At 72.1% G+C, this 19,236-nt stretch carries 22 protein-coding genes; 12 read left to right on the top strand and 10 right to left on the bottom strand.

Annotated features, from left to right (window positions below; translation table 11 throughout):
• The first annotated feature begins 258 nt into the window (after nucleotides 1-258).
• Entirely contained in the window at nucleotides 259-1,206 is a 948-nt protein-coding gene (gene galU, locus AOQ53_RS18260) for a UTP--glucose-1-phosphate uridylyltransferase GalU (RefSeq protein WP_059418674.1), read from the top strand.
• Between the two features lie 51 nt (nucleotides 1,207-1,257).
• On the opposite strand, the gene AOQ53_RS18265 is transcribed toward galU, so the two are convergent.
• On the bottom strand, nucleotides 1,258-1,710 hold the full coding sequence (locus AOQ53_RS18265) for a DUF4442 domain-containing protein (RefSeq protein ID WP_236711722.1): 453 nt from the start codon (nucleotides 1,708-1,710) through the stop codon (nucleotides 1,258-1,260).
• A gap of 164 nt (nucleotides 1,711-1,874) precedes the next feature.
• Between AOQ53_RS18265 and AOQ53_RS18270 the strand changes: the two genes are divergently transcribed.
• Entirely contained in the window at nucleotides 1,875-2,888 is a 1,014-nt protein-coding gene (locus tag AOQ53_RS18270) for a hypothetical protein (protein WP_059418615.1), read from the top strand.
• Nucleotides 2,889-2,958: 70 nt separating this feature from the next.
• On the opposite strand, the gene AOQ53_RS18275 is transcribed toward AOQ53_RS18270, so the two are convergent.
• A complete protein-coding gene (locus tag AOQ53_RS18275; protein ID WP_059418617.1) occupies nucleotides 2,959-3,288 on the bottom strand; it encodes a hypothetical protein in 330 nt (109 codons plus the stop codon).
• A 148-nt stretch (nucleotides 3,289-3,436) separates the two neighbouring features.
• On the opposite strand from AOQ53_RS18275, the gene AOQ53_RS18280 reads away from it, so the two are divergent.
• Complete coding sequence (locus tag AOQ53_RS18280; RefSeq protein ID WP_059418619.1) at nucleotides 3,437-4,741, top strand: MFS transporter; 1,305 nt, start codon at nucleotides 3,437-3,439, stop codon at nucleotides 4,739-4,741.
• Here AOQ53_RS18280 and AOQ53_RS18285 read toward each other — a convergent pair.
• Nucleotides 4,703-5,548 carry a spermidine synthase gene (locus tag AOQ53_RS18285; RefSeq protein WP_099054631.1) on the bottom strand — a complete coding sequence of 282 codons (846 nt, stop codon included), beginning with the start codon at nucleotides 5,546-5,548 and terminating at the stop codon, nucleotides 4,703-4,705. The two genes, AOQ53_RS18280 and AOQ53_RS18285, sit on opposite strands and share 39 nt — an antisense overlap.
• A gap of 99 nt (nucleotides 5,549-5,647) precedes the next feature.
• Nucleotides 5,648-6,817 (bottom strand): elongation factor Tu, encoded by a 1,170-nt coding sequence (gene tuf / locus AOQ53_RS18290; RefSeq protein ID WP_059418622.1) that lies wholly within the window; start codon nucleotides 6,815-6,817, stop codon nucleotides 5,648-5,650.
• Nucleotides 6,818-7,149: 332 nt separating this feature from the next.
• Here tuf and AOQ53_RS18295 point away from each other — a divergent pair, with 332 nt between their 5' ends.
• Entirely contained in the window at nucleotides 7,150-7,941 is a 792-nt protein-coding gene (locus AOQ53_RS18295) for a TVP38/TMEM64 family protein (RefSeq protein WP_059418624.1), read from the top strand.
• Nucleotides 7,942-7,963: 22 nt separating this feature from the next.
• Here the strand turns inward: AOQ53_RS18295 and AOQ53_RS18300 are convergent, their stop codons facing one another.
• Nucleotides 7,964-9,133, bottom strand: coding sequence for a thiolase family protein (locus tag AOQ53_RS18300; protein ID WP_059418627.1), 1,170 nt, complete (start codon nucleotides 9,131-9,133; stop codon nucleotides 7,964-7,966).
• Between the two features lie 93 nt (nucleotides 9,134-9,226).
• On the opposite strand from AOQ53_RS18300, the gene AOQ53_RS18305 reads away from it, so the two are divergent.
• The 3 genes from AOQ53_RS18305 (at nucleotide 9,227) to AOQ53_RS41235 (ending at nucleotide 11,013) form a co-directional block, all read left to right on the top strand.
• Nucleotides 9,227-9,697, top strand: coding sequence for a winged helix-turn-helix transcriptional regulator (locus AOQ53_RS18305; protein ID WP_059418628.1), 471 nt, complete (start codon nucleotides 9,227-9,229; stop codon nucleotides 9,695-9,697).
• A 163-nt stretch (nucleotides 9,698-9,860) separates the two neighbouring features.
• On the top strand, nucleotides 9,861-10,736 hold the full coding sequence (locus tag AOQ53_RS18310) for an undecaprenyl-diphosphate phosphatase (RefSeq protein ID WP_059418630.1): 876 nt from the start codon (nucleotides 9,861-9,863) through the stop codon (nucleotides 10,734-10,736).
• Nucleotides 10,737-10,833: 97 nt separating this feature from the next.
• On the top strand, nucleotides 10,834-11,013 hold the full coding sequence (locus tag AOQ53_RS41235; RefSeq protein WP_078945374.1) for a hypothetical protein: 180 nt from the start codon (nucleotides 10,834-10,836) through the stop codon (nucleotides 11,011-11,013).
• A 23-nt stretch (nucleotides 11,014-11,036) separates the two neighbouring features.
• Here the strand turns inward: AOQ53_RS41235 and AOQ53_RS18315 are convergent, their stop codons facing one another.
• Nucleotides 11,037-11,639 carry a DUF4291 domain-containing protein gene (locus tag AOQ53_RS18315; RefSeq protein WP_059418632.1) on the bottom strand — a complete coding sequence of 201 codons (603 nt, stop codon included), beginning with the start codon at nucleotides 11,637-11,639 and terminating at the stop codon, nucleotides 11,037-11,039.
• A 92-nt stretch (nucleotides 11,640-11,731) separates the two neighbouring features.
• Between AOQ53_RS18315 and AOQ53_RS18320 the strand changes: the two genes are divergently transcribed.
• Nucleotides 11,732-12,202 (top strand): nuclear transport factor 2 family protein, encoded by a 471-nt coding sequence (locus AOQ53_RS18320; RefSeq protein WP_059418634.1) that lies wholly within the window; start codon nucleotides 11,732-11,734, stop codon nucleotides 12,200-12,202.
• A 68-nt stretch (nucleotides 12,203-12,270) separates the two neighbouring features.
• Nucleotides 12,271-13,845: an apolipoprotein N-acyltransferase gene (gene lnt / locus AOQ53_RS18325; protein ID WP_059418636.1), complete on the top strand. Its 1,575-nt coding sequence runs from the start codon at nucleotides 12,271-12,273 to the stop codon at nucleotides 13,843-13,845.
• Here the strand turns inward: lnt and AOQ53_RS18330 are convergent.
• Nucleotides 13,769-14,674 carry a Gfo/Idh/MocA family protein gene (locus AOQ53_RS18330; RefSeq protein ID WP_059418638.1) on the bottom strand — a complete coding sequence of 302 codons (906 nt, stop codon included), beginning with the start codon at nucleotides 14,672-14,674 and terminating at the stop codon, nucleotides 13,769-13,771. The two genes, lnt and AOQ53_RS18330, sit on opposite strands and share 77 nt — an antisense overlap.
• Nucleotides 14,675-14,687: 13 nt before the next feature.
• Entirely contained in the window at nucleotides 14,688-15,872 is a 1,185-nt protein-coding gene (locus AOQ53_RS18335; protein ID WP_059418640.1) for an FAD-dependent oxidoreductase, read from the bottom strand.
• 108 nt (nucleotides 15,873-15,980) lie between these two features.
• Between AOQ53_RS18335 and AOQ53_RS18340 the strand changes: the two genes are divergently transcribed.
• The 3 genes from AOQ53_RS18340 to AOQ53_RS18350 all read left to right on the top strand — a co-directional run bounded on the left by AOQ53_RS18340 (nucleotide 15,981) and on the right by AOQ53_RS18350 (nucleotide 17,755).
• Entirely contained in the window at nucleotides 15,981-16,571 is a 591-nt protein-coding gene (locus tag AOQ53_RS18340) for a TetR/AcrR family transcriptional regulator (RefSeq protein WP_059418642.1), read from the top strand.
• Between the two features lie 42 nt (nucleotides 16,572-16,613).
• The gene (locus AOQ53_RS18345; RefSeq protein WP_059418644.1) at nucleotides 16,614-17,126 is read left to right on the top strand and encodes a DinB family protein; all 513 of its coding nucleotides are present in this window, start codon (nucleotides 16,614-16,616) and stop codon (nucleotides 17,124-17,126) included.
• Nucleotides 17,127-17,239: 113 nt separating this feature from the next.
• Nucleotides 17,240-17,755, top strand: a complete 516-nt coding sequence (locus AOQ53_RS18350; RefSeq protein WP_059418676.1) for a hypothetical protein — start codon at nucleotides 17,240-17,242, stop codon at nucleotides 17,753-17,755.
• Between the two features lie 93 nt (nucleotides 17,756-17,848).
• On the opposite strand, the gene AOQ53_RS18355 is transcribed toward AOQ53_RS18350, so the two are convergent.
• Both AOQ53_RS18355 and AOQ53_RS18360 read right to left on the bottom strand, forming a co-directional pair.
• Nucleotides 17,849-18,364, bottom strand: coding sequence for a tetratricopeptide repeat protein (locus AOQ53_RS18355; protein WP_059418678.1), 516 nt, complete (start codon nucleotides 18,362-18,364; stop codon nucleotides 17,849-17,851).
• Between the two features lie 100 nt (nucleotides 18,365-18,464).
• Nucleotides 18,465-19,148 carry a uracil-DNA glycosylase gene (locus AOQ53_RS18360; protein ID WP_059418646.1) on the bottom strand — a complete coding sequence of 228 codons (684 nt, stop codon included), beginning with the start codon at nucleotides 19,146-19,148 and terminating at the stop codon, nucleotides 18,465-18,467.
• Nucleotides 19,149-19,236 lie beyond the last annotated feature (88 nt).

Raw genomic sequence — 19,236 nt, forward strand, 5'->3', positions numbered from 1 at the left:
GCGGACTTGACTGTGAGGCGGCTCACCTTCGCACATACGACTCACAGGTAACAAGGAGTTCGGATGACCCAGATTCAAAACGAGGCGAATTCAGAAATGTTACCGGCGGTATCCGCACCGGCTTTCGAAACCACCGTCTCGGGTGGACCTCAAGTTGTGCGCACTCAAAGGCGGTTGGTCCACGAAATCTCCAACTTCACAGCCCGCTCCCATGTGGTTCTCGGCGCGCTCTCATCTCGGACCGCCAGCATGGGCCGCATGATCGCCCCCCGCCCCGCCACCCCGGCCGCCCCCGCCCGCACCGTGCGCAAGGCGGTCGTCCCGGCCGCCGGTCTCGGCACCCGCTTCCTGCCCGCCACCAAGGCGACACCCAAGGAGATGCTGCCGGTCGTCGACAAGCCGGCCATCCAGTACGTCGTCGAGGAGGCGGCAGCAGCGGGACTGGACGACGTCCTGATGGTCACCGGCCGGCACAAGCGGGCCATAGAGGACCACTTCGACCACGCCTTCGAGCTGGAGCAGACCCTCGTGGCCAAGGGCGACACCGTGCGACTGGACGCGGTGCGCGACCCGGCGCGGCTGGCGAGCATCCACCACATCCGGCAGGGCGAACCGCTCGGCCTCGGCCACGCCGTACTGTGCGCCCGCCGGCACGTCGGCGACCAGCCCTTCGCGGTCCTCCTCGGCGACGACCTGATCGACCCGCGCGAGACGTCGCTCAGCCGGATGCTCGATGTCCGCGACCGCCGGCTCGGCAGCGTGGTCGCGCTGATGGAGGTTCCGCCGGAGCAGATCCATCGCTACGGCTGCGCGGCCGTGGAACCGACCGGCGAGGAGGACGTCGTCCGCGTCACCGGCCTGGTCGAGAAGCCGGCCCGGCAGGACGCGCCGAGCAGTTACGCCGTCATCGGGCGCTACGTCCTCGACCCGGCCGTCTTCGGCGCCCTGGAGCGCACCCCGCCGGGCCGGGGCGGCGAGATCCAGCTGACGGACGCCCTCCAGGAACTGGCCGCGGGCGGCACGGTGCACGGAGTCGTCCTCAAGGGCCTGCGCTACGACACCGGCGACAAGGCCGACTACCTGCGCACGGTGGTCAGGCTGGCCTGCGACCGGCCCGACCTGGGGCCGGAGTTCGTGGCCTGGCTCAAGGCGTTCGTCGCGGACCTGGACGGCGCGCGCCCCGCGCAGCGGGACATGGCGGCCTGACATGCGAGAGCCCCGGCACTCGGCCGGGGCCCCGCTCGGCCGACAGCCGGGTCAGCCGTTGGGACGCAGAGTCCACACGACGGTCATCTCGCCGGTCACCGCACCATCGGCCCGCTGGATGGCGATGGCGACCGGGAACTCGGGGCGCTCACCGGCGTCCAGCTCCGCGACGACCTCGGCGGCCGGACGACCGAGGGTCGCGGTCGCGGTGACCGCGCCCATCGCCAGCTTCTTGTAGGAGATCTCGGCGCTGACGGCGAGCGGCACGGCGCGCGAGAGCTGGTCCCCGAACGCGGCCAGCACGATCGCCCCGCTCGCGGACTCACCGAGCGTGAACATCGCCCCGGCGTGCGGCCCGCCCACGTGGTTGTGGTACTCGCCCTGGTCCGGCAGGGACACCACCGCCCGCTCCGGCGTCGTCTCGAGGAACTCGAGGTTCAGGGTCCGGGCCATGGGCACCGTGGCGGCGAGCATCTCGCCGATGGACATCTGGTCTGCGCTCATGGCCGCATGTTACTCACGAGTAGAGACGGCTGGCCAGGCCCGTGTGACGACCGCCGCACCGGTTCTCGCCCCAACCGTCCGCGCCGGCCCGTTCCCGGGCCGCTACGTCTCCGTCCACGGGCAGTGACCGAATCGTGTCCGGAGCGCGGCTAGGGTGGCTGCCCATGTGGCCAGGACAGCAGCCGCCCGGGGGCGAGCAGAACCCGCAGACGAACAACCCGTATCAGCAGCCGGGGTACCAGCAGCCGAATCCGTATCAGCAGCCGGGCTATCAGCAGCAGCCCAACCCCTATGGACAGCAGCCGCAGTGGGGTGCCCCCGGGCCTGCCGGCGCGCCGCAGCCCCCGCAGGGCGGTGGCGGCGGCAACCGGACGAAGCTGGTCGCGATCATCGCCGCCACGGCGGTCGTCGTGGCGGCCGGCGTCACCGGCTTCCTGGTGCTGGGCGGCGACAAGGACGACACGGCGGACGGCGGCAAGGGCGGAAGCAAGAAGAGCACGGCGCCGGCGAGTCCGTCCGCGGAGCCGAGCGCACCCGCCACGGGCGACAACCCCCGCGGCGGCGAGGAGGCGCAGCCCACGGTCAAGGGCTGGAAGGTCGTCATCAACCCCAAGTGGGGCACTGCCTTCGACGTCCCGGCGGACTGGGAGGTGGCGTCCCCGACGTCGTCCGTCTTCTTCGAGGACGAGAAGTCCGACGACGGCAAGCCGCTCATCACGATGTCGGCGCCGGCGTTCTACAAGTCCGAGTGGTGCACGAGCGACGACGACAAGGACGGCAGGACCGAGAGCGAGTCCTTGGCCGGGGCGGGCACCAAGGGTGCGGACGGCGCCAAGAACACCGACGAGGTCGCGGTCAACCAGGTGGTCTGGTGGGTGTACGGCGGTTACACGCAGCCGGACAAGAAGAGCGTCAAGACCGAGGAGAAGGCCAAGCCCTACACCACCGCCGCGGGCGTCAAGGGCAGCGTCGCCTGGGCGTGGTCGGAGAACACACCCGACAAGGGCAAGTGCGCGAGCGACGGCAAGGCGGTCACGTTCGGCTTCAAGAACTCGGCCGGCGACTTCGTCTCGTGGAGTTTCTTCGGGGCCAAGGGCGTCAAGGGCGAGGTGCCCAAGGAGACCATCATGAAGATCCTCAGCACGGTCCGGCTGCACGGGGAGCCGACCGGCGGCTGATCCGGAAACGGAACGGGCCCGCCCCTTGCGAGAGGGTCGGGCCCGGCTCACCGGAGCATCGGCAGGGGCGTCAGCCCTTCAGGTACCCGCGGTAGACCCAGCGCCCCGAGATGGAGTCCTCGTCGACACGGCAGCTGCCGATGCAGACCCAGGGGTTCCCCGAGGAGTTGGTGCAGTCCCAGTAGGCGTGCACCTCGTTGTTCTTGTAGACGTAGTCGACGACCCTGGCGTTCGCCGAGAAGCTGGAGTGGACCGCGGCCTTCTCCTTGACGACCACGTAGTCGTGGGACGTCCGCTGGCACTTGAAACCGGCCGCCGAGGCGGAGCCCGCACCCATGAGGGGCAGCGCGGCACCGATGAGTGCCGCCGTGGCCAGCAGCGTCGCAGAACGCTTCCGCATTGATTTCCTTCCTTGGGAACCGTGTCGGTCCTGGGGGTGGCGAACAAGTCGCGGACATGACACGACAAGAGCAAGATCAATTTAGCGGTGCGTCACAACGGCGCGCAAACCGTTTGCGACACGGCCCCCGGGCGGGGATAGTCGCCCGGTGACGTCCCCGACCGCCACCTCTCCGAGCCCGCGCCGACCCTCCTGGGCGGGCCGCAACTACTCCCTGCTGACCGCCGCCGCGGTCGTCACCGGTCTGGGCAGCCACGGCGCCCTGGTCGCGGCGGCCTTCGCGGTCCTCGAAGCGGGCGGCAACGGCGGCGACGTCGGCCTGGTGGCGGCGGCGCGGACGCTGCCTCTGGTGCTGTTCCTGCTGATCGGCGGCGCCGTCGCGGACCGGCTGCCCCGGCACCATGTGATGGTCGCGGCCAACGTCCTGAACTGCCTCTCCCAGGCCGCCTTCGCCGCGTTGGTGCTGGCCGGGGAGCCCCGCCTGTGGCACATGCTGCTGCTCGCCGCGCTCGGCGGTACCGGCCAGGCCTTCTTCGGACCGGCCGCCGAGGGCATGCTGATGTCCTCGGTCGAGGGCGAGCACGCGGGCCGCGCGTTCGCCGTGTTCCGGATGGCGATGCAGGGCGCCGCCCTCGGCGGTGCCGCGCTCGGCGGTGCCATGGTCGCGGCGATCGGGCCCGGCTGGGTGCTCGCGGCGGACGCGGCGGCCTTCGCGCTCGCCGGGGCGCTGCGGGCCTTCCTGGACGTCGGCCACATCCCGCCCCGCGCCCCGGGCGGCGGCCTGCTCGCCGACCTGCGGGACGGCTGGCACGAGTTCGCGGGCCGACCCTGGCTGTGGGGCATCGTCGTCCAGTTCTCCATCGCCAACGCGGTCGTCGCCGCCGCGGACGCGGTCTACGGCCCACTCGTCGCCCGCGACCACCTCGGTGGTGCGGGCCCCTGGGGACTCGCCCTGGGCGCGTTCGGCGCGGGCACCGTCGTCGGCGCCCTGCTGATGACCCGCTGGAAACCCCGCCGGCTGCTCCTCGCCGGCACCCTCTGCGTGTTCCCCCTGGCCCTGCCCTCGGCCGCCCTCGCCGTCCCAGTGCCGATCGGCGTCCTGTTCGGGGTGATGTTCGTCGCCGGGGCGACGGTGGAGGTGTTCGGCGTGTCCTGGATGACGGCACTGCACCAGGAGATCCCCGAGCACAAGCTCTCCCGCGTCTCGGCGTACGACTGGTTCGGCTCCGTCGCGCTGGTCCCCCTCGCCACGGCCTCGGCCGGCCCGGCCGAGGAGGCCTTCGGCCGCACGGCGGCCCTGTGGGGCTGCGCCGGCCTGGTCGTCCTGGTCACAGCGGCCGTGCTGTGCGTACCGGACGTGCGCAATCTGCGCCGCCGGACCACACCGGTGGCCAAGGGCGGCATCGCGCACACGTCAGCCGATGCCGAACGCCCCGTCGGGGGGCTCGGGTGACGGCACGGCGTCCTCGTCCCGCACCGCCCGCGCACCGCCGACGAACGCCCGCAGGGCGACGCCGTGTTCGACCCGGGCGGGGAAGGCGTCGGCGGCGGTGAGCCGGGCCAGGGCGGCGATGTCGATCGTCTGCCGCCCGGCGACGAGCACGGCGTTCCCGAACCGCCGCCCCCGCAGCACCGCCGGCTCGGCGATCAGCACCAGCTCCTCGAAGACGGTGGCCAGCGTGGCGAGTTGCGACCGCAGGAAGCCGAAAGGAGCTGCGTCGGGGAGATTGGCGAGATAGACCCCGCTCCCCCGCAGCACCCGGGCGGCCTCACGGACGTAGGTGACCGATGTGAGGTGGGCCGGCACCCGCGACCCGCTGAAGACGTCCGCGAGGAGAACGTCCGCCGAGGCCGCGGGAGCGTTCTCCAGCCAGAGGCGCGCGTCCGCCGCGTGCAGGGCGATGTTCGCGCCCTGGGGCAACGGCAGATGCCCGGACACCAGCTCCAGCAGCCCCCGGTCGGCCTCGACGACGTCCTGCCGTGACCCCGGCCGGGTCACGGCCACGTACCGCGGCAAGGTGAACGCCCCACCCCCGAGATGCACCACGTCCAGCGCCCGACCCGGCTCGGCCACGACATCCAGCACATGCCCGAGCCGCCTTGTGTACTCGAACTCCAGATGCGCGGGGTCGTCGAGATCGACGTAGGACTGCGGCGCCCCGTCCACGGTCAGCAACCAGGCCCGTTCCCGATCGATGTCGGGCATCAGCTTGGCGGTGCCGTGATCGACGTCGCGTGTCACGGGGATGAGCTCGTTCACCATCTCATTGTGCCCGTGGGGCGGCGTCCCTCAGGGGCCCGGGGCACTGCGCGACCAGCCGCATCCGGCCCGCAGTACCCCACGCACGGCAAGAGGCGATCACCCGACGGCAGTCACGGTCCCCGCCCCCACGGTCCGCCCACCCTCACGAATGGCGAACCCGAGCCCCGCCTCCAGCGGCACGTCCCTCCCCAGCTCCACGGTCATGACAACCGTGTCTCCGGGCCGGGCCGCAGCGACCTCCCCCAGGTCGACGTCCCCGACCACATCCGCCGTACGGATGTAGAACTGCGGCCGGTACCCGCTGGAGACAGCGGTCGTACGCCCGCCCTCACGCGCGGACAGCACATACACCTGCGCGGTGAACCGACGACTCGGCACGACGCTGCCCGGCGCGGCGACGACCTGTCCCCGCCGGACGGCATCCCGCGGAACCCCGCGCAGCAGCAACGCCACGTTGTCCCCGGCCTGCGCCTCCTCCATCGGCTTGCCGAAGGTCTCCAGCCCCGTGACCACCGTCTCGACGGAAGCCCCGAGCACCTCGACCTTGTCCCCGACCCGCACCACGCCCCGCTCCACCGCACCGGTGACCACGGTCCCCCGCCCGGTGATGGTCAGCACGTTCTCCACGGACAACAGGAACGGCGCGTCCAGATACCGCTCCGGCATCGGCACGTACGTGTCCACCGCGTCGAGCAGCGCCTCGATCGAAGCCGTCCAGCGCGGGTCCCCCTCCAGCGCCTTCAGGCCGGAGACGCGCACCACGGGTACGGAGTCGCCGCCGTAGCCGTGCGCGGTGAGCAGGTCGCGTACCTCCAGCTCGACCAGGTCGGTCAGCTCCTCGTCGCCCGCGTCGGCCTTGTTGAGGGCGACCACGATGTGGTCGACGCCCACCTGCCGGGCGAGCAGCACGTGTTCGGCGGTCTGCGGCATGATCCCGTCGAGCGCGGAGACGACGAGGATCGCCCCGTCGAGCTGCGCGGCGCCGGTGACCATGTTCTTGACGTAGTCGGCATGGCCCGGCATGTCGACGTGCGCGTAGTGCCGTGTGTCGGTCTCGTACTCGACGTGCGCGATGTTGATGGTGATGCCGCGCGCCGCCTCCTCGGGCGCCCGGTCGATCCGGTCGAACGGCACGAACGTGCCGGTGCCGCGCTCGGCGAGGACCTTGGTGATGGCGGCCGTGAGGGTGGTCTTGCCGTGGTCGACATGACCCATCGTGCCGATGTTGAGATGCGGTTTCGTGCGGACGTAGGCCGTCTTGGACATGGCTGTACCTCGAAGCGTCTAGTCATGAAGTGGGACCCCGAGGACTTCCCGACCCTCCCCTTGCGGGGTCCGCCGGAGGAACCGGAGAGGGTCAGCTTCGGGCGCCGTCGGCAACGGCCGTGAGAACGGCGACGGCAGCCTTCGGGGCATCCGTGACCACGGATGCTGCGAGGGTGAAGGCGTGCCGGAACATGAGGCAGATCATTGCCGACGCTTTACCGCACGTCGAATGGTTTTCGTCGGGTCCGCGCAGGGGTTGCGCCCGGGCACCTGTGACGCTCGTGAGACGAACCATACGGCGATCACACACATTTGTCGGTTAGTGTCACCGGATGCTCGATGCCACCACCCGCTCTGGGGGCACCGCCACGGCCTCTCCCCGGGCCACCACCGCGGAACTCGCCGTCGCCGTCCCCTCGGCAACGACCGCCTCGCCCGTCCCGCCCACCGGTTTCGCCGCTCGCTGTACGAGAGTTCTGCTCTCTCCCTGGTCACGGCTGTCCCTGCTCGTCGCGCTGCTCGCGGCAGGCGCGTGCGGGGTGCTGCTGTTCGAGCCGCAGCGGCTGCTGACACAGGGCTGGCCGCCACAGCTCGGCGGAGCCATGGCGGCCGTGGTGTTCGCGGTGGCGTACGGCGTGTGCACCGTGGCGTTCGTGCCGAGGCCGCTGCTGAACCTCGCGGCGGGGGCGCTGTTCGGTTCGCCGGTGGGCACCGGCGTGGCGCTGGCGGGCACGGTGCTCGGTGCCGGGATCGCCTTCTGCCTGGGCCGGGCGCTGGGCCAGGACGCCCTGCGTCCGCTGCTGCGCGGGCGCTGGCTGAAGGCCGCGGACGGCCAGCTCAGCCGGCACGGCTTCCGCTCGATGCTGGCGGTGCGGCTCTTCCCCGGCGTGCCGTTCTGGGCCTCGAACTACTGCGCTTCGGTCTCCCGCATGGGCCTGCTGCCGTTCCTGCTGGCGACGGGCCTCGGCTCCATCCCGAACACCGCCGCCTACGTCGTCGCCGGCGCCCGCGCCTCCACCCCGACGTCCCCCGCCTTCCTGATCGCCCTGGCCTGCATCGCCCTGCCCGCGCTGGCGGGCGTGGTGATGGCCTGGCGCAAGCGGCACAGTCTGCGCCGGCTCTGACGAACCGTTACACCCGCCCCGCTCACACCCGTTCCAGCACCATGGCGTTGGCGAGCCCGCCCGCCTCGCACATGGTCTGGAGCGCGTACCGGGCGCCCCGTTCCCGCATCGCGTGCACCAGTGTCGTCGTCAGGCGGGTGCCGCTCGCGCCGAGGGGGTGGCCGAGCGCGATGGCGCCGCCGTGCACGTTGACCCGGGCGAGGTCGGCGCCGGTCTCCTGCTGCCAGGCCAGGACGACGGCCGCGAACGCCTCGTTGACTTCGAACAGGTCGATGTCGTCGAGGGTCAGCGACGCCTTGCGCAGCACCTTCTCGGTCGCCGGGACGACACCCGTGAGCATCAGCAGCGGGTCGGAGCCGGTGACGGCGAAGCTGTGCAGCCTGGCGAGCGGGCGCAGGCCCAGACGGGCCGCCGTCTCGCTCGACGTGACGAGCACCGCCGAGGCACCGTCGTTTATGGGGCTCGCGTTGCCCGCCGTGACGTTCCACTCGATCTGCGGGAAGCGCTCGGCGAAGCCGGGGTCGTGGTAGGCGGACTTCAGGCCGGCGAGGGTCTCGGTGGTGCTGCCGGGCCGTACGCACTCGTCGCGCGTGAAGTCCTCCAGGGGCGCGACCTCGGCGTCGAAGAGCCCGCCGTCCCAGGCCGCCGCGGCCTTCCGGTGCGACGAGACGGCGAAGTCGTCCATCTGCTCGCGGCCGATCGACCACTTGGCGGCGATGAGCTCGGCGCTGATGCCCTGCGGGACGAGCCCCTCGGGGTAGCGCTCGGCGATCCCGGGGCCGAAGGGGTCCGTGCCCGCGGGCACGTTCGACCACATCGGCACCCGGCTCATCGACTCGACCCCGCAGGCCACGACGAGGTCGTACGCGCCCGCCAGGACGCCCTGCGCCGCGAAGTGCACGGCCTGCTGGGAGGAGCCGCACTGGCGGTCCACCGTGGTCGCGGGCACCGACTCGGGGAAGCCCGCGGACAGGGCGGCGTAGCGGGTGGTGTTCATGGCCTGCTCGCCGACCTGGTCGACGGTGCCGCCGATGACGTCGTCGATCAGCGCCGGGTCGACACCGGAGCGTTCGGCGAGGGTGCGCAGGGTGTGGGCGAGGAGCTCCACCGGGTGGACGTGCGCGAGGGCGCCGTTCGGCTTGCCCTTGCCGATCGGAGTGCGTACGGCTTCGACGATGACTGCGTCACGCATGGTGCGGCCTCCACGACTACCGGCGAGTAGGAAATCCAAACTCACCGTAGCCCGCCGGGTTGGAAAAACCAACCCTCTCCTAGACTGAGCCTCATGGCCGCCAGCAAAGACCCGCGCCCCTGCTCCATCGCCGACACCCTGGCCCTCGTGGGTGAGAAGTACTCCCTGCTCGTGCTGCGGGAGGTGTGCCTCGGCAACGGCCGGTTCGACCAGCTGGTGCGCAACATCGGCGCACCGCGCGACATCCTCGCCGCGCGGCTGCGCCGGCTCGTCGACGCCGGGATCCTGGTCAAGCAGCTTTACAGCGAGCGTCCGCAGCGCTTCGAGTACCGGCCGACCCCGGCCGGGCTGGAACTGGAGCCGGTGCTGATGACCCTCATGGCCTGGGGCGACCGCCATCTGCGGTCGGACGGCGACCGGCCGATGGTCGTGGAGCACTCCTGCGGCCGGGCGCTCGCCCCGGTCGTCACCTGCCGGGCCTGCGGCGACGAGGTGCGCCACGAGGACCTCAGGGCCCACCCCCAGGCGCCCGGCTGGACGGTGACCGGCCCGACGGCGGCCTGATCCCGCCCCTGCCGCGGGGCACCTGCCAAACCCCTGTGTCGGAGCGGTCATCCGGGGACGCTACGCTTCCCCCTCGGCACACCTGATCCCCCCGGTCACCGCACCCGGCGACCCGGTGTGCACGTCGTCCGTTCCACGATCGGCACTTGGACTCCGCTACCTCATGTCTTGGTTCGAATCACTCATCCTCGGACTCGTCCAGGGGCTGACCGAGTTCCTCCCCGTCTCCTCCAGCGCGCACCTGCGGCTGACGGCGGCCTTCTCGGGCTGGAAGGACCCGGGCGCGGCCTTCACGGCGATCACCCAGATCGGCACCGAGGCCGCCGTGCTGATCTACTTCCGCAAGGACATCGGGCGGATCATCTCGGCGTGGACGCGCTCGCTCACGAACAAGGCGCTGCGCAGCGACCCGGACGCGCGGATGGGCTGGCTGGTCATCGTCGGCTCGATCCCGATCGGTGTGCTCGGCGTGACGCTGAAGGACCAGATCGAGGGACCCTTCCGCGATCTGCGGATCACCGCGACGATGCTGATCGGCATGGGCATCGTCCTGGGCATCGCCGACCGGCTCGCGGCCCGCGACGAGAGCGGCGGCAAGCACCGGGCACCGAAGCAGCGCAAGGCCCTGGAGGACCTCGGCGTCCGCGACGGCCTGATCTACGGCGTCTGCCAGGCCATGGCGCTCGTCCCGGGCGTCTCCCGCTCCGGCGCCACCATCAGCGGCGGCCTGTTCATGGGCTACAAGCGCGAGGCGGCGGCCCGCTACTCCTTCCTGCTCGCGATCCCCGCGGTGCTCGCCTCCGGCCTGTTCGAGCTCAAGGACGCGACGGAGGGCGGCCATGTCTCGTGGGGACCGACGATCTTCGCGACGGTCATCGCCTTCGCGGTCGGCTACGCGGTGATCGCGTGGTTCATGAAGTTCATCTCGACCAAGAGCTTCATGCCGTTCGTCTACTACCGCATCGCCCTCGGCATCGTCATCATCGCCCTGGTGACGATGGGGGAGCTGAGCCCGCACGCGGCCGAGTCGGCGGGCTGACCCGGCCGCCTGTGATCCGCATCTCGTGACCAACCGCATAGGGATCGGGTAGCCGTCCGGTAGCGGGCTGTCAGTGGCTGCCCCTAGGCTTGTCCGCATGTCCCCCGATTTCTTGACCCCTGGTTCCGTGCGGTCCGCTGCCGAGGTCAACGAGGAGATCCGTGCGCTCTGGCGGCGCACGGGCGGCACCCTGTCGGCCGAGGACCGCGCGGAGTACGAGCTGCTGGTCGTCGAGTGGGCGGCCGCGATGCGCGGCGCCGTCGTCAAGGCGGCCTGACCCGTCGCTGCCTCTCACACCCCCTAGGCGCGCAGAGGCGCGAGCACCTCGTCCTCGACGGGGTACGGCCGCTCCTCGGGCAACAGCCCGGCGGCCGCATCGAGTTCACCCGCCCGCACCAGCGCATGGACCTCCGTGGCGAGCGGCGTGACGTCCTCGATACCCACGATCCACTCGTCGGCGTACCGCGCCGCCGCCTCCCCCGCGAGCCCCAACTGGAGCGAACGGTGCGGGAGCGGGTTGAGATACAGGTCCCGCTCCGGATCCCACTGCACCCGCGCCGGCGCCTGCCTCAACTGCCGCTTCCAGTCGGCCGCCTCGCCGTGCAGGGCGGGGACGTGATGGGACAGGCAGGCGTTGCGCAGCGCCCAGTGGAAGCCCTCACGGCTGATCTCGATCGCCAGGACCGTCTCCTGGCCCTCCTTGGTCCCCCAGCCGCAGCGGTACATCATCCACAGGAACGACGGCTTGATCCATGTCATGCGATCGCGCTTCCAGGAGGACGGGAAGCGTCCGTGGCGGGCGGCGGGGCCGCCGATCTCCGGGCGGTAGGCCTGGTAGACGGTGATCGTGGACTCGGTGTGGCGGGCGCGTATCCGGAATCTCGGTTCGTTCTGATCGTTCACGAAGGACAGGCTGGGCCCCGGCGGCCCTCCCCGGCCACCGAATATCCCGCACATCCCTTGGCTCCGCCCCTGCCATGCCCAACACTGAGCCGATGACGCAGCGCGTGGAGCTCGCCACCGTGAGGGACCGACTGGCCGTCGACGACGTGATCACCGACTACGCGGTGGCGGTCGACGACGGTGACTGGGAGGCGTACCGAGGACTGTTCGTCCCGCAGGGGCGGGCGGACTACCGCTCGGCCGGCGGCATCGAGGGGGAGGCCGCGGCGGTCGCCGCCTGGCTCGCCGAGAGCATGCGGCTGTTCCCGATGCGACAGCACCTGATCGTCAACCGGCGGGTGCGCTTCGGCGTCTGGGAACAGGACACCGGCGACACGGCCCGGGTCCAGGCCGACTACGTCAATCCCATGGCCACCGAGGGGCCCGCGCCCGACTTCGTGTGCGGCGGCCGGTACGCCTTCGCGCTGCGGCGCACGATCGACGGCTGGCGGCTGAGCGAGGTGGTCGTACGGGAGAAGTGGCGGCGCCTTCCCGAGCGGCAGGCGGCACCTGTGGTCAACTGACCCGGCGTCCTCTGTCCTAGATCGTCCGCAGGGCGCACACTGGAGGCACCACGGGGTAGGAGGCGCCTATGAAGACGCTCGGCCACTGGCTCGCCTCTCCCTGGCGGCGCTCGGCCGCCGCCGTGATCGCGGGCGCCCTTCCCGTACTCGCCTATCCCGCCCCGTCCCTGTGGTGGTGCGCCTACATCGCGCTGGTCCCCTGGATCCTGCTGGTCCGCACCGCGCCGACCGGGAAACGGGCGGCGTACGACGGCTGGTGGGGCGGCTTCGGCTTCATGCTGGCCATGCACCACTGGCTGCTGCCCTTCCTGCACGTGTTCACGTTCGTCCTCGCCGCGCTGCTCGGCGCCCTGTGGGCCCTGTGGGGCTGGCTCGTGCACCGGCTGCTGGCAGGCGTGCCCGCGCGGCGGCGGATCGCGGCCGCTCTCGTCGTCGTGCCGTCCGGCTGGCTGGCGATCGAGCTGGTCCGCTCCTGGCAGGGCCTCGGCGGTCCCTGGGGCATGATCGGCTCCAGTCAGTGGCAGGTCGAGCCGGCGCTGCGGCTGGCCTCGGTCGGCGGGGTGTGGCTGCTGAGCTTCCTGGTCGTGGCCGTCAACGTCGCGGTCGCCGTACTCGTCGCGGTCCGTCAGGCCCGCGTGCCCGCCGTGGCCGGTCTCGTCGCCACGGCCGCCGCCGCCTCCGCCGCCTGGGCCCTCTCGCCCCGCCCCGCCGTCGACGGCCAGGTCAGGATCGCCGTGGTCCAGCCGGGCGTCATCGACGGCGGCAAGAGCGCGGACCGCCGGTTCGCACGCGAGGAACAGCTCACCCGCCGGCTCGCCGGACAGGACGTCGACCTGATCGTGTGGGGCGAGAGCAGCGTCGGCTTCGACCTCGGGGACCGGCCCGACCTCGCGCGGCGGCTCGCCGGTCTGTCCCGCGCGACGGGCGCCGACATCCTGGTCAACGTGGATGCCCGGCGCTCCGACGTGCCCGGCATCTACAAGAGCTCCGTCCTGGTCGGGCCCGACGGTCTCACCGGCGAGCGCTACGACAAGATGCGGCTCGTCCCCTTCGGCGAGTACGTCCCGGCCCGCTCCCTGCTCGGCTGGGCCACCTCCGTCGGCAAGGCGGCGGGCGAGGACCGCAGGCGCGGCTCCCAGCCGGTCGTGATGAACGTGCGGGACGACCTGCGCGTCGGCCCGATGGTGTGCTTCGAGACGGCCTTCCCCGACATGACCCGCCACCTCACCCGGGAGGGCGTCGACGTGCTGATCGGCCAGTCGTCGACGTCCACGTTCCAGCAGAGCTGGGCGCCCGAGCAGCACGCCTCACTCGCCGCACTGCGCGCCGCCGAGACCGGCCGCCCGATGGTGCACGGGACGCTGACGGGTGTCTCCGCCGTCTACGGCCCGAGCGGGCAGCGCGTCGGCTCGTGGCTCGGCACGGACGCGTCCGCCACGCAGGTCTACGAGATCCCCCTCGCCCACGGCACCACGCCGTACGTGCGCCTCGGCGACTGGACCGTGCACGCGGCCATGCTGATCCTCGCCGCCTGGGCCGCCGGCGAGGGCGTACGGACGCTGCGGCTCAGGCGGTCCGCTCCTGAACCGCGCGTACCGCCCGTTCGCACAGCTCATGGGTCTCCAGCGCGTCCCGGGCGCTGAGCACCCTGCCCGCCCGCACCGCGTCGAGGAACGACAGCACCGCCTGCTCGATCCCGCGCTGCCGGGCCACCGGCACCCAGTCGCCGCGCCGCCGCACGGTCGGCTGCCCCTTGTGGTCGACGACCTCGGCGAGGTTGATCACCTGCCGCTTGGTGTCCTGCCCGGACACCTCCAGGATCTCCTCGGCCGAACCGCTGAGCCGGTTCATCACGCCGAGCGCGGTGAAGCCGTCCCCGGCGAGCTGGAGCACGACGTGGTGGAGCAGGCCGTCCCGGACGCGGGCGCGCACGGTGACGTCGTCGACCTCGCCGGGCACCAGGAACCGCAGGGTGTCGACGACGTGGATGAAGTCGTCGAGGATCATCGTGCGCGGCTCCTCCGGGAGCCCGATGCGGTTCTTCTGCATCAGGATCAGCTCGCGCGGATGGTCGGCGCACTGCGTGTAGCCGGGAGCGTGACGCCGGTTGAAGCCGACGGCGAGGCTCACCTCCCGCTCCTCGGCGAGCGCCACCAGCCGCGCGGACTGGTCGAGTTCGTAGGCGAGCGGCTTGTCGACGTACGTCGGTACGCCCGCCTCCAGCAGCCGGGTCACGATCTCCGGGTGCACGATCGTGGGCGCGTGCACGAAGGCGGCGTCGAGGCCTTGCGCGAGGAGCGAGTCGAGGGTGGTGTGCCGCCGTTCCGGCGGGAGGTGGAGGCCGTCGGCGACCTGGGCGAGCGTGGCGGGCGTGCGGGTCTGGAGGTGCAGCTCCACCCCGGGCTGGAAGGCGAGGACCGGAAGGTAGGCCTTCCGCGCGATGTCGCCGAGTCCGATGCAGCCGACCTTCACGGGGTGCTCTCCTCTACCGGTTGCCTGCCGGGGTCTGCTCGGAAGCATACGGCCGCTGCGGCGGCCGCCAGTCGGCGATGCCGTCGAAGCCGCGCAGGAACAGGGCGGGTCCGGCCTTCGACAGCGCGGCCATGGCCGTGTCGCGTACGGCGGTCCCCGCGCGGCTGGTCATGAGGTTCAGGCGGGTGACCCGCACGGCCTGGCGTGCGATGGCGGTCGTACGGGGCAGCCGGGCGGCGGTGTAGGCGGTCAGGTCGTCGCAGTGGTGCGCGAGGACGATCGCGTCCTCGATGGCCTGGTTGCCGCCCTGGCCGAGGGTCGGGGGCATGGCGTGCGCGGCGTCGCCGACCAGGGCGACCCGGCCGCGGTGGTAGGTGGGCAGCGGTTCGGCGATGTGGTGGACGTCGTGCCGCAGTACGTCCTCGGGGCGGGCGGCGGCGAGCACGGCGGGGACCGGGTGGTGCCAGTCGCCGAAGCGGCGCAGCAACTCGGCCTTCTCGTCGTCGGGCGCGCGTCCACCGGCGGGTGTCACGGCGGCGGCGTAGGCGTAGACGCGGCCGTCCTTGAGCGGGTGCGTACCCCAGATGCGGCCCCTGCCCCACGTCTCGTGCGAGGCGAACTGCACGCCGGGGACGGGGATCACGACCCGCCAGGTGGTGAACCCGGAGTAGACGGGCCCCGGGTGGCCGGGGAAGAGCGCGCGGCGTACGGCGGACCGGACGCCGTCGGCGCCCACCACCAGGTCGGCCTCCAGCTCGCCGTCCGCGGTGGTGACGCGGGCGGGCCGGGCGGTGTCGCCCCTGTCGGCGAGGGTCGCGTCGGCGGCCGTGCGGACGGCGTCCGGTGGGAGCTGTGCGGCCAGGTGCTCGACGAGGGTGGCGCGGTGCAGCAGCACGAGCGGGCCGCCGAACCGCTCGGCGGCGGCGTCGGCTGAGGAGCGGGCGAGCCACCGCCCGGTCGGTGTGCGCAGCCCGCCGTCCCCCGCCCAGGCCGCGAGGTCCCGGATCTCGTCGCCGAGGCCGATGACGTCCAGCGCGCGCAGGGAATTGGGAGCGAGGGAGATGGCGGCGCCGACCGGCTCCAGTGAGCGGGCGCGCTCCAGCACCGTGACCTGCCAGCCGCGCCGGTGCAGTGCGGCCGCCGCGGTCAGGCCTCCGATTCCGCCGCCGATCACGACGGCTCGCCTCGACTGTGCCATGGCTCCTCCTCGAACCGGCGACCGGACCTGCTGCCCGGCCTGGAAACTACATCTGTAGTCCGCCTTCGACGTTACTACAGCTGTAGTTAAACGGGTAGCGTGAGTTCCATGTCCGTACGCACCACCGGCCCCTCCCGGTCCGAGCTCGTCGCCGACGCCGCCCTCGCCCTGCTCGCCGAGCGAGGGATGCGGGGCCTCACTCACCGGGCCGTCGACGAGGTGGCCGGACTCCCCCAGGGCTCCACGTCGAACCTGGCGCGGACCCGGCAGGCCCTGCTGGAACTGGCGGTGCGGCGCCTGGCCGACCGCGAGGCGCGGGTGCTGGCGCTGCACGAGATGCCGGATCCCCGGGCCGGGACCGGCCCCCTGGCGGACGCGCTGGCCCTGGCCACGCACCGCGCCCTGACCCGCAACCGCGAACTCACCCTCGCCCGCTACGAACTGGCCCTGGAGGCCACCCGCCGCCCGGAGCTGCGGGCCTACTTCGACGCGACGGGCGCCCGCTTCCGGGACCTGCTCACCACTCTCGTCACGGGGATGGGCTCGACGGATCCGGCCCGGCACACCCTGTCGCTGGTCGCCTGGGCGGACGGGCTGATGTTCAGCTGCGTGGCGGGGTCGTTCGGTGCCGAGGCGCCGGGCCTGGAGGAGGTGCGGGCCGGGCTGCGGGAGCTGCTGGACGGGATGTTCGGGGCCTGAAAAGCCGTGGTGCGGCAGGGGGTGTTGGGAAAGGATGCGGGCATGACGACCGAACGCCGCATGCCTGCCACGACCGCCGACGAACGCACCATGCTGGAGGGCTGGCTGGAATTCCACCGGCAGACCCTCGCGTGGAAGTGCGAGGGCCTGAGCGACGAGCAGCTCAGGTCCCCCGCCGTGGAGCCCTCCACGCTGTCCCTGCTGGGGCTGGTGCGGCACATGGCGGACGTGGAGCGGAGCTGGTTCCGCCGGGTGCTGACGAACGAAGACGTCGCGCCGCTCTACTGGAGCGACGAGGACATGGACGGCGAGTTCCATCTGACCGAGGCCGACACTCACGAGGAGGCATACGCCGCCTGGCAGGCCGAGATCGAGACCGCCCGGAACAACTCCGCCCGCTTCGGCCTGGACGACATCTCCGAGGGCAAGCACCGCCGCACCGGCGAGCGGTTCAACCTGCGGTGGATCTACACCCACATGATCGAGGAGTACGCGCGGCACAACGGCCACGCCGACCTGATCCGCGAGCGCATCGACGGCTCGACCGGCGACTGACGTCACCCCGGGCGGGCCGACTGCCTCCGTACGGGGCGCGAGATCACCCGTGCGGGGCATCCTCCGCCTGTTCGCTGCCCTGCCGCGGGCCCGGACGCACCAAAGTGGCGCGGGTGCATCGAACGACGACCACAGCGACGCTCCTGGTGACCGTGGCTGTCTCGGCCCTCACCGGCTGTACGACGGTCCGGCATCCTCCCGTTCCCGGGCCGCCGGCGGCTCCGTCCCGGCCGTCGGCGCCGCAGCCGGAGGGGCGGACGGAGACACAGATCGTGCAGGCACCGGCCCGCGAGGCCCTGCAACACATCGAGGAGTCCCGCCGCCCGGAGCCGACAGCCTCCGCGTCCCGCCCGACCACGCCCCCGGCGGCCTCGCCGGAGCGGACGCGGCCGCCGTCCGGCACTCGCGACGTCCGCCCGCGCCCCGCCCGCCCGGAACGCCCCGAACCGGCCCCGCGCAGCCCACGGCGTCCGCACACCGACCTGCCCGACGTCTCGCAGTCGCTACGTCAGGACGTCCACGAGAACATCCCGGACAACACGGACGTGTGCGCGCTGGGCAGGCGATACGGGGGGTGGCGGGCGGACAGCCCGGAGGCGACCATCTGCCGCGACACCTACGGGCGTTGAACCGCAGCCGGGCCCGCGCGGCCTGGACGCCGGCCCGAGCGTGACCTGCCTGTACGGCAGGCTTCCCACCAAGTCCCCGCCCCGGCTCCTGTGCTACGGCCGCTGCCGCGGCGGTGTCCACATCCCCCCGCCGCCCTCGCCCAGCCGGGACTCCAGCCGGCTGATGGCCGCCCGGACGCCCTCGCCGTAGGGGTCGTCGGTGAGGGCGGTGGCCGCTCCCCGGGCCCGCCGCAGGTGCGCGCGGGCGGCGTCGCGGTGGCCGAGTCTGTCGTAGTCGGCGGCCAGGTTCAGGTGCAGGGAGGGGTAGAACGCGCGTACCGCGAGCGCCCCCTCCCCCGAGGTGGTCCCGGCGTCGGTGATCTCCTCCGCCGCCGTCAACGCGCGCAGGTCCCAGGCCAGTTCGTCGGCGGGATCATCCTGTGTGTCGGCCAGGTAGTGGGCGAGGGTGCAGCGGTGCAGCGGGTCGCCGTGCTCCCCGATCTCCGCCCACAGGTCCAGGAACCGGCGCTGGGCCTCCTCACGGTCCCCGGCGTGGTGCAGCATGACGACCTGCCCGATTCGCGTCGGCACGGCATCCGGCGCCGCCTGTCCCTGTCGCTCCACGACCACGCCCTCCGCACCGCTCACCCGCTGTTCCCCCCGACGCTAACCGCAGGCCGGGAGGATCCGGCTGAGGCCGCTCCGTACGTCGCCGGAGCGTCGGCTGCCGTCAGCCCAGGTTCGGAATCGTCCAGTCGATCGGCTCGTGCCCCTGCGCCGCCACCGCCGCGTTGATCTGCGTGAACGGACGCGAGCCGAAGAACTTCTTCGCCGACAGCGGCGACGGATGCGCACCCTTGACCACCGCATGCCGCGACTCGTCGATCAGCGGGAGCTTCTTCTGCGCGTAGTTCCCCCACAGCACGAACACCGCCGGGTCGGGCCGGCCGGCCACCGCGCGGATGACGGCGTCGGTGAACCTCTCCCAGCCCCGGCCCTTGTGCGAGTTGGCCTCGCCGCCGCGGACCGTGAGCACCGCGTTGAGCAGCAGGACGCCCTGCTCGGCCCACGGCATCAGATAGCCGTTGTCCGGGATCGGGGTGCCCAGCTCCTCGTGCATCTCCTTGTAGATGTTCCGCAGGGACGGCGGAACCCGCACACCGGGCCGGACCGAGAAGCACAACCCGTGCCCCTGCCCCTCGCCGTGGTACGGGTCCTGGCCGAGGACCAGGACCTTGACCCGCTCGTACGGCGTGGCGTCCAGCGCGGCGAAGACCTCCTCGCGCGGCGGATGGACGGGACCCTTCGCCCGCTCCTCCTCGACGAACTCCGTCAGCTCCTTGAAGTAGGGCTGCTGAAGCTCGTCACCCAGAACCCCGCGCCAGGACTCGGGCAGCATGGAGATGTCGGTCACGTCAACGTCCTCACGATGTGCGGTCACTTCCAGGCCACAGAACCTACAGGCGACCACTGACAACGTGCCGGGAAAGCCCGGTGCCCGC

The sequence above is a fragment of the Streptomyces azureus genome, from assembly GCF_001270025.1.
Classification (GTDB): Bacteria; Actinomycetota; Actinomycetes; order Streptomycetales; family Streptomycetaceae; genus Streptomyces; species Streptomyces azureus.

Coding starts and splice junctions, on each gene's coding strand:
- AOQ53_RS18340 (WP_059418642.1), top strand. CDS start 15,981: ATGTCCGTACGCACCACCGGCCCCTCCCGGTCCGAGCTCGTCGCCGAC.
- AOQ53_RS18320 (WP_059418634.1), top strand. CDS start 11,732: ATGACGCAGCGCGTGGAGCTCGCCACCGTGAGGGACCGACTGGCCGTC.
- AOQ53_RS18295 (WP_059418624.1), top strand. CDS start 7,150: ATGCTCGATGCCACCACCCGCTCTGGGGGCACCGCCACGGCCTCTCCC.
- AOQ53_RS18345 (WP_059418644.1), top strand. CDS start 16,614: ATGACGACCGAACGCCGCATGCCTGCCACGACCGCCGACGAACGCACC.
- AOQ53_RS18275 (WP_059418617.1), bottom strand. CDS start 3,288: ATGCGGAAGCGTTCTGCGACGCTGCTGGCCACGGCGGCACTCATCGGT.
- lnt (WP_059418636.1), top strand. CDS start 12,271: ATGAAGACGCTCGGCCACTGGCTCGCCTCTCCCTGGCGGCGCTCGGCC.
- AOQ53_RS18305 (WP_059418628.1), top strand. CDS start 9,227: ATGGCCGCCAGCAAAGACCCGCGCCCCTGCTCCATCGCCGACACCCTG.
- AOQ53_RS41235 (WP_078945374.1), top strand. CDS start 10,834: ATGTCCCCCGATTTCTTGACCCCTGGTTCCGTGCGGTCCGCTGCCGAG.
- galU (WP_059418674.1), top strand. CDS start 259: ATGATCGCCCCCCGCCCCGCCACCCCGGCCGCCCCCGCCCGCACCGTG.
- AOQ53_RS18335 (WP_059418640.1), bottom strand. CDS start 15,872: ATGGCACAGTCGAGGCGAGCCGTCGTGATCGGCGGCGGAATCGGAGGC.
- tuf (WP_059418622.1), bottom strand. CDS start 6,817: ATGTCCAAGACGGCCTACGTCCGCACGAAACCGCATCTCAACATCGGC.
- AOQ53_RS18265 (WP_236711722.1), bottom strand. CDS start 1,710: ATGAGCGCAGACCAGATGTCCATCGGCGAGATGCTCGCCGCCACGGTG.
- AOQ53_RS18270 (WP_059418615.1), top strand. CDS start 1,875: ATGTGGCCAGGACAGCAGCCGCCCGGGGGCGAGCAGAACCCGCAGACG.
- AOQ53_RS18310 (WP_059418630.1), top strand. CDS start 9,861: ATGTCTTGGTTCGAATCACTCATCCTCGGACTCGTCCAGGGGCTGACC.
- AOQ53_RS18300 (WP_059418627.1), bottom strand. CDS start 9,133: ATGCGTGACGCAGTCATCGTCGAAGCCGTACGCACTCCGATCGGCAAG.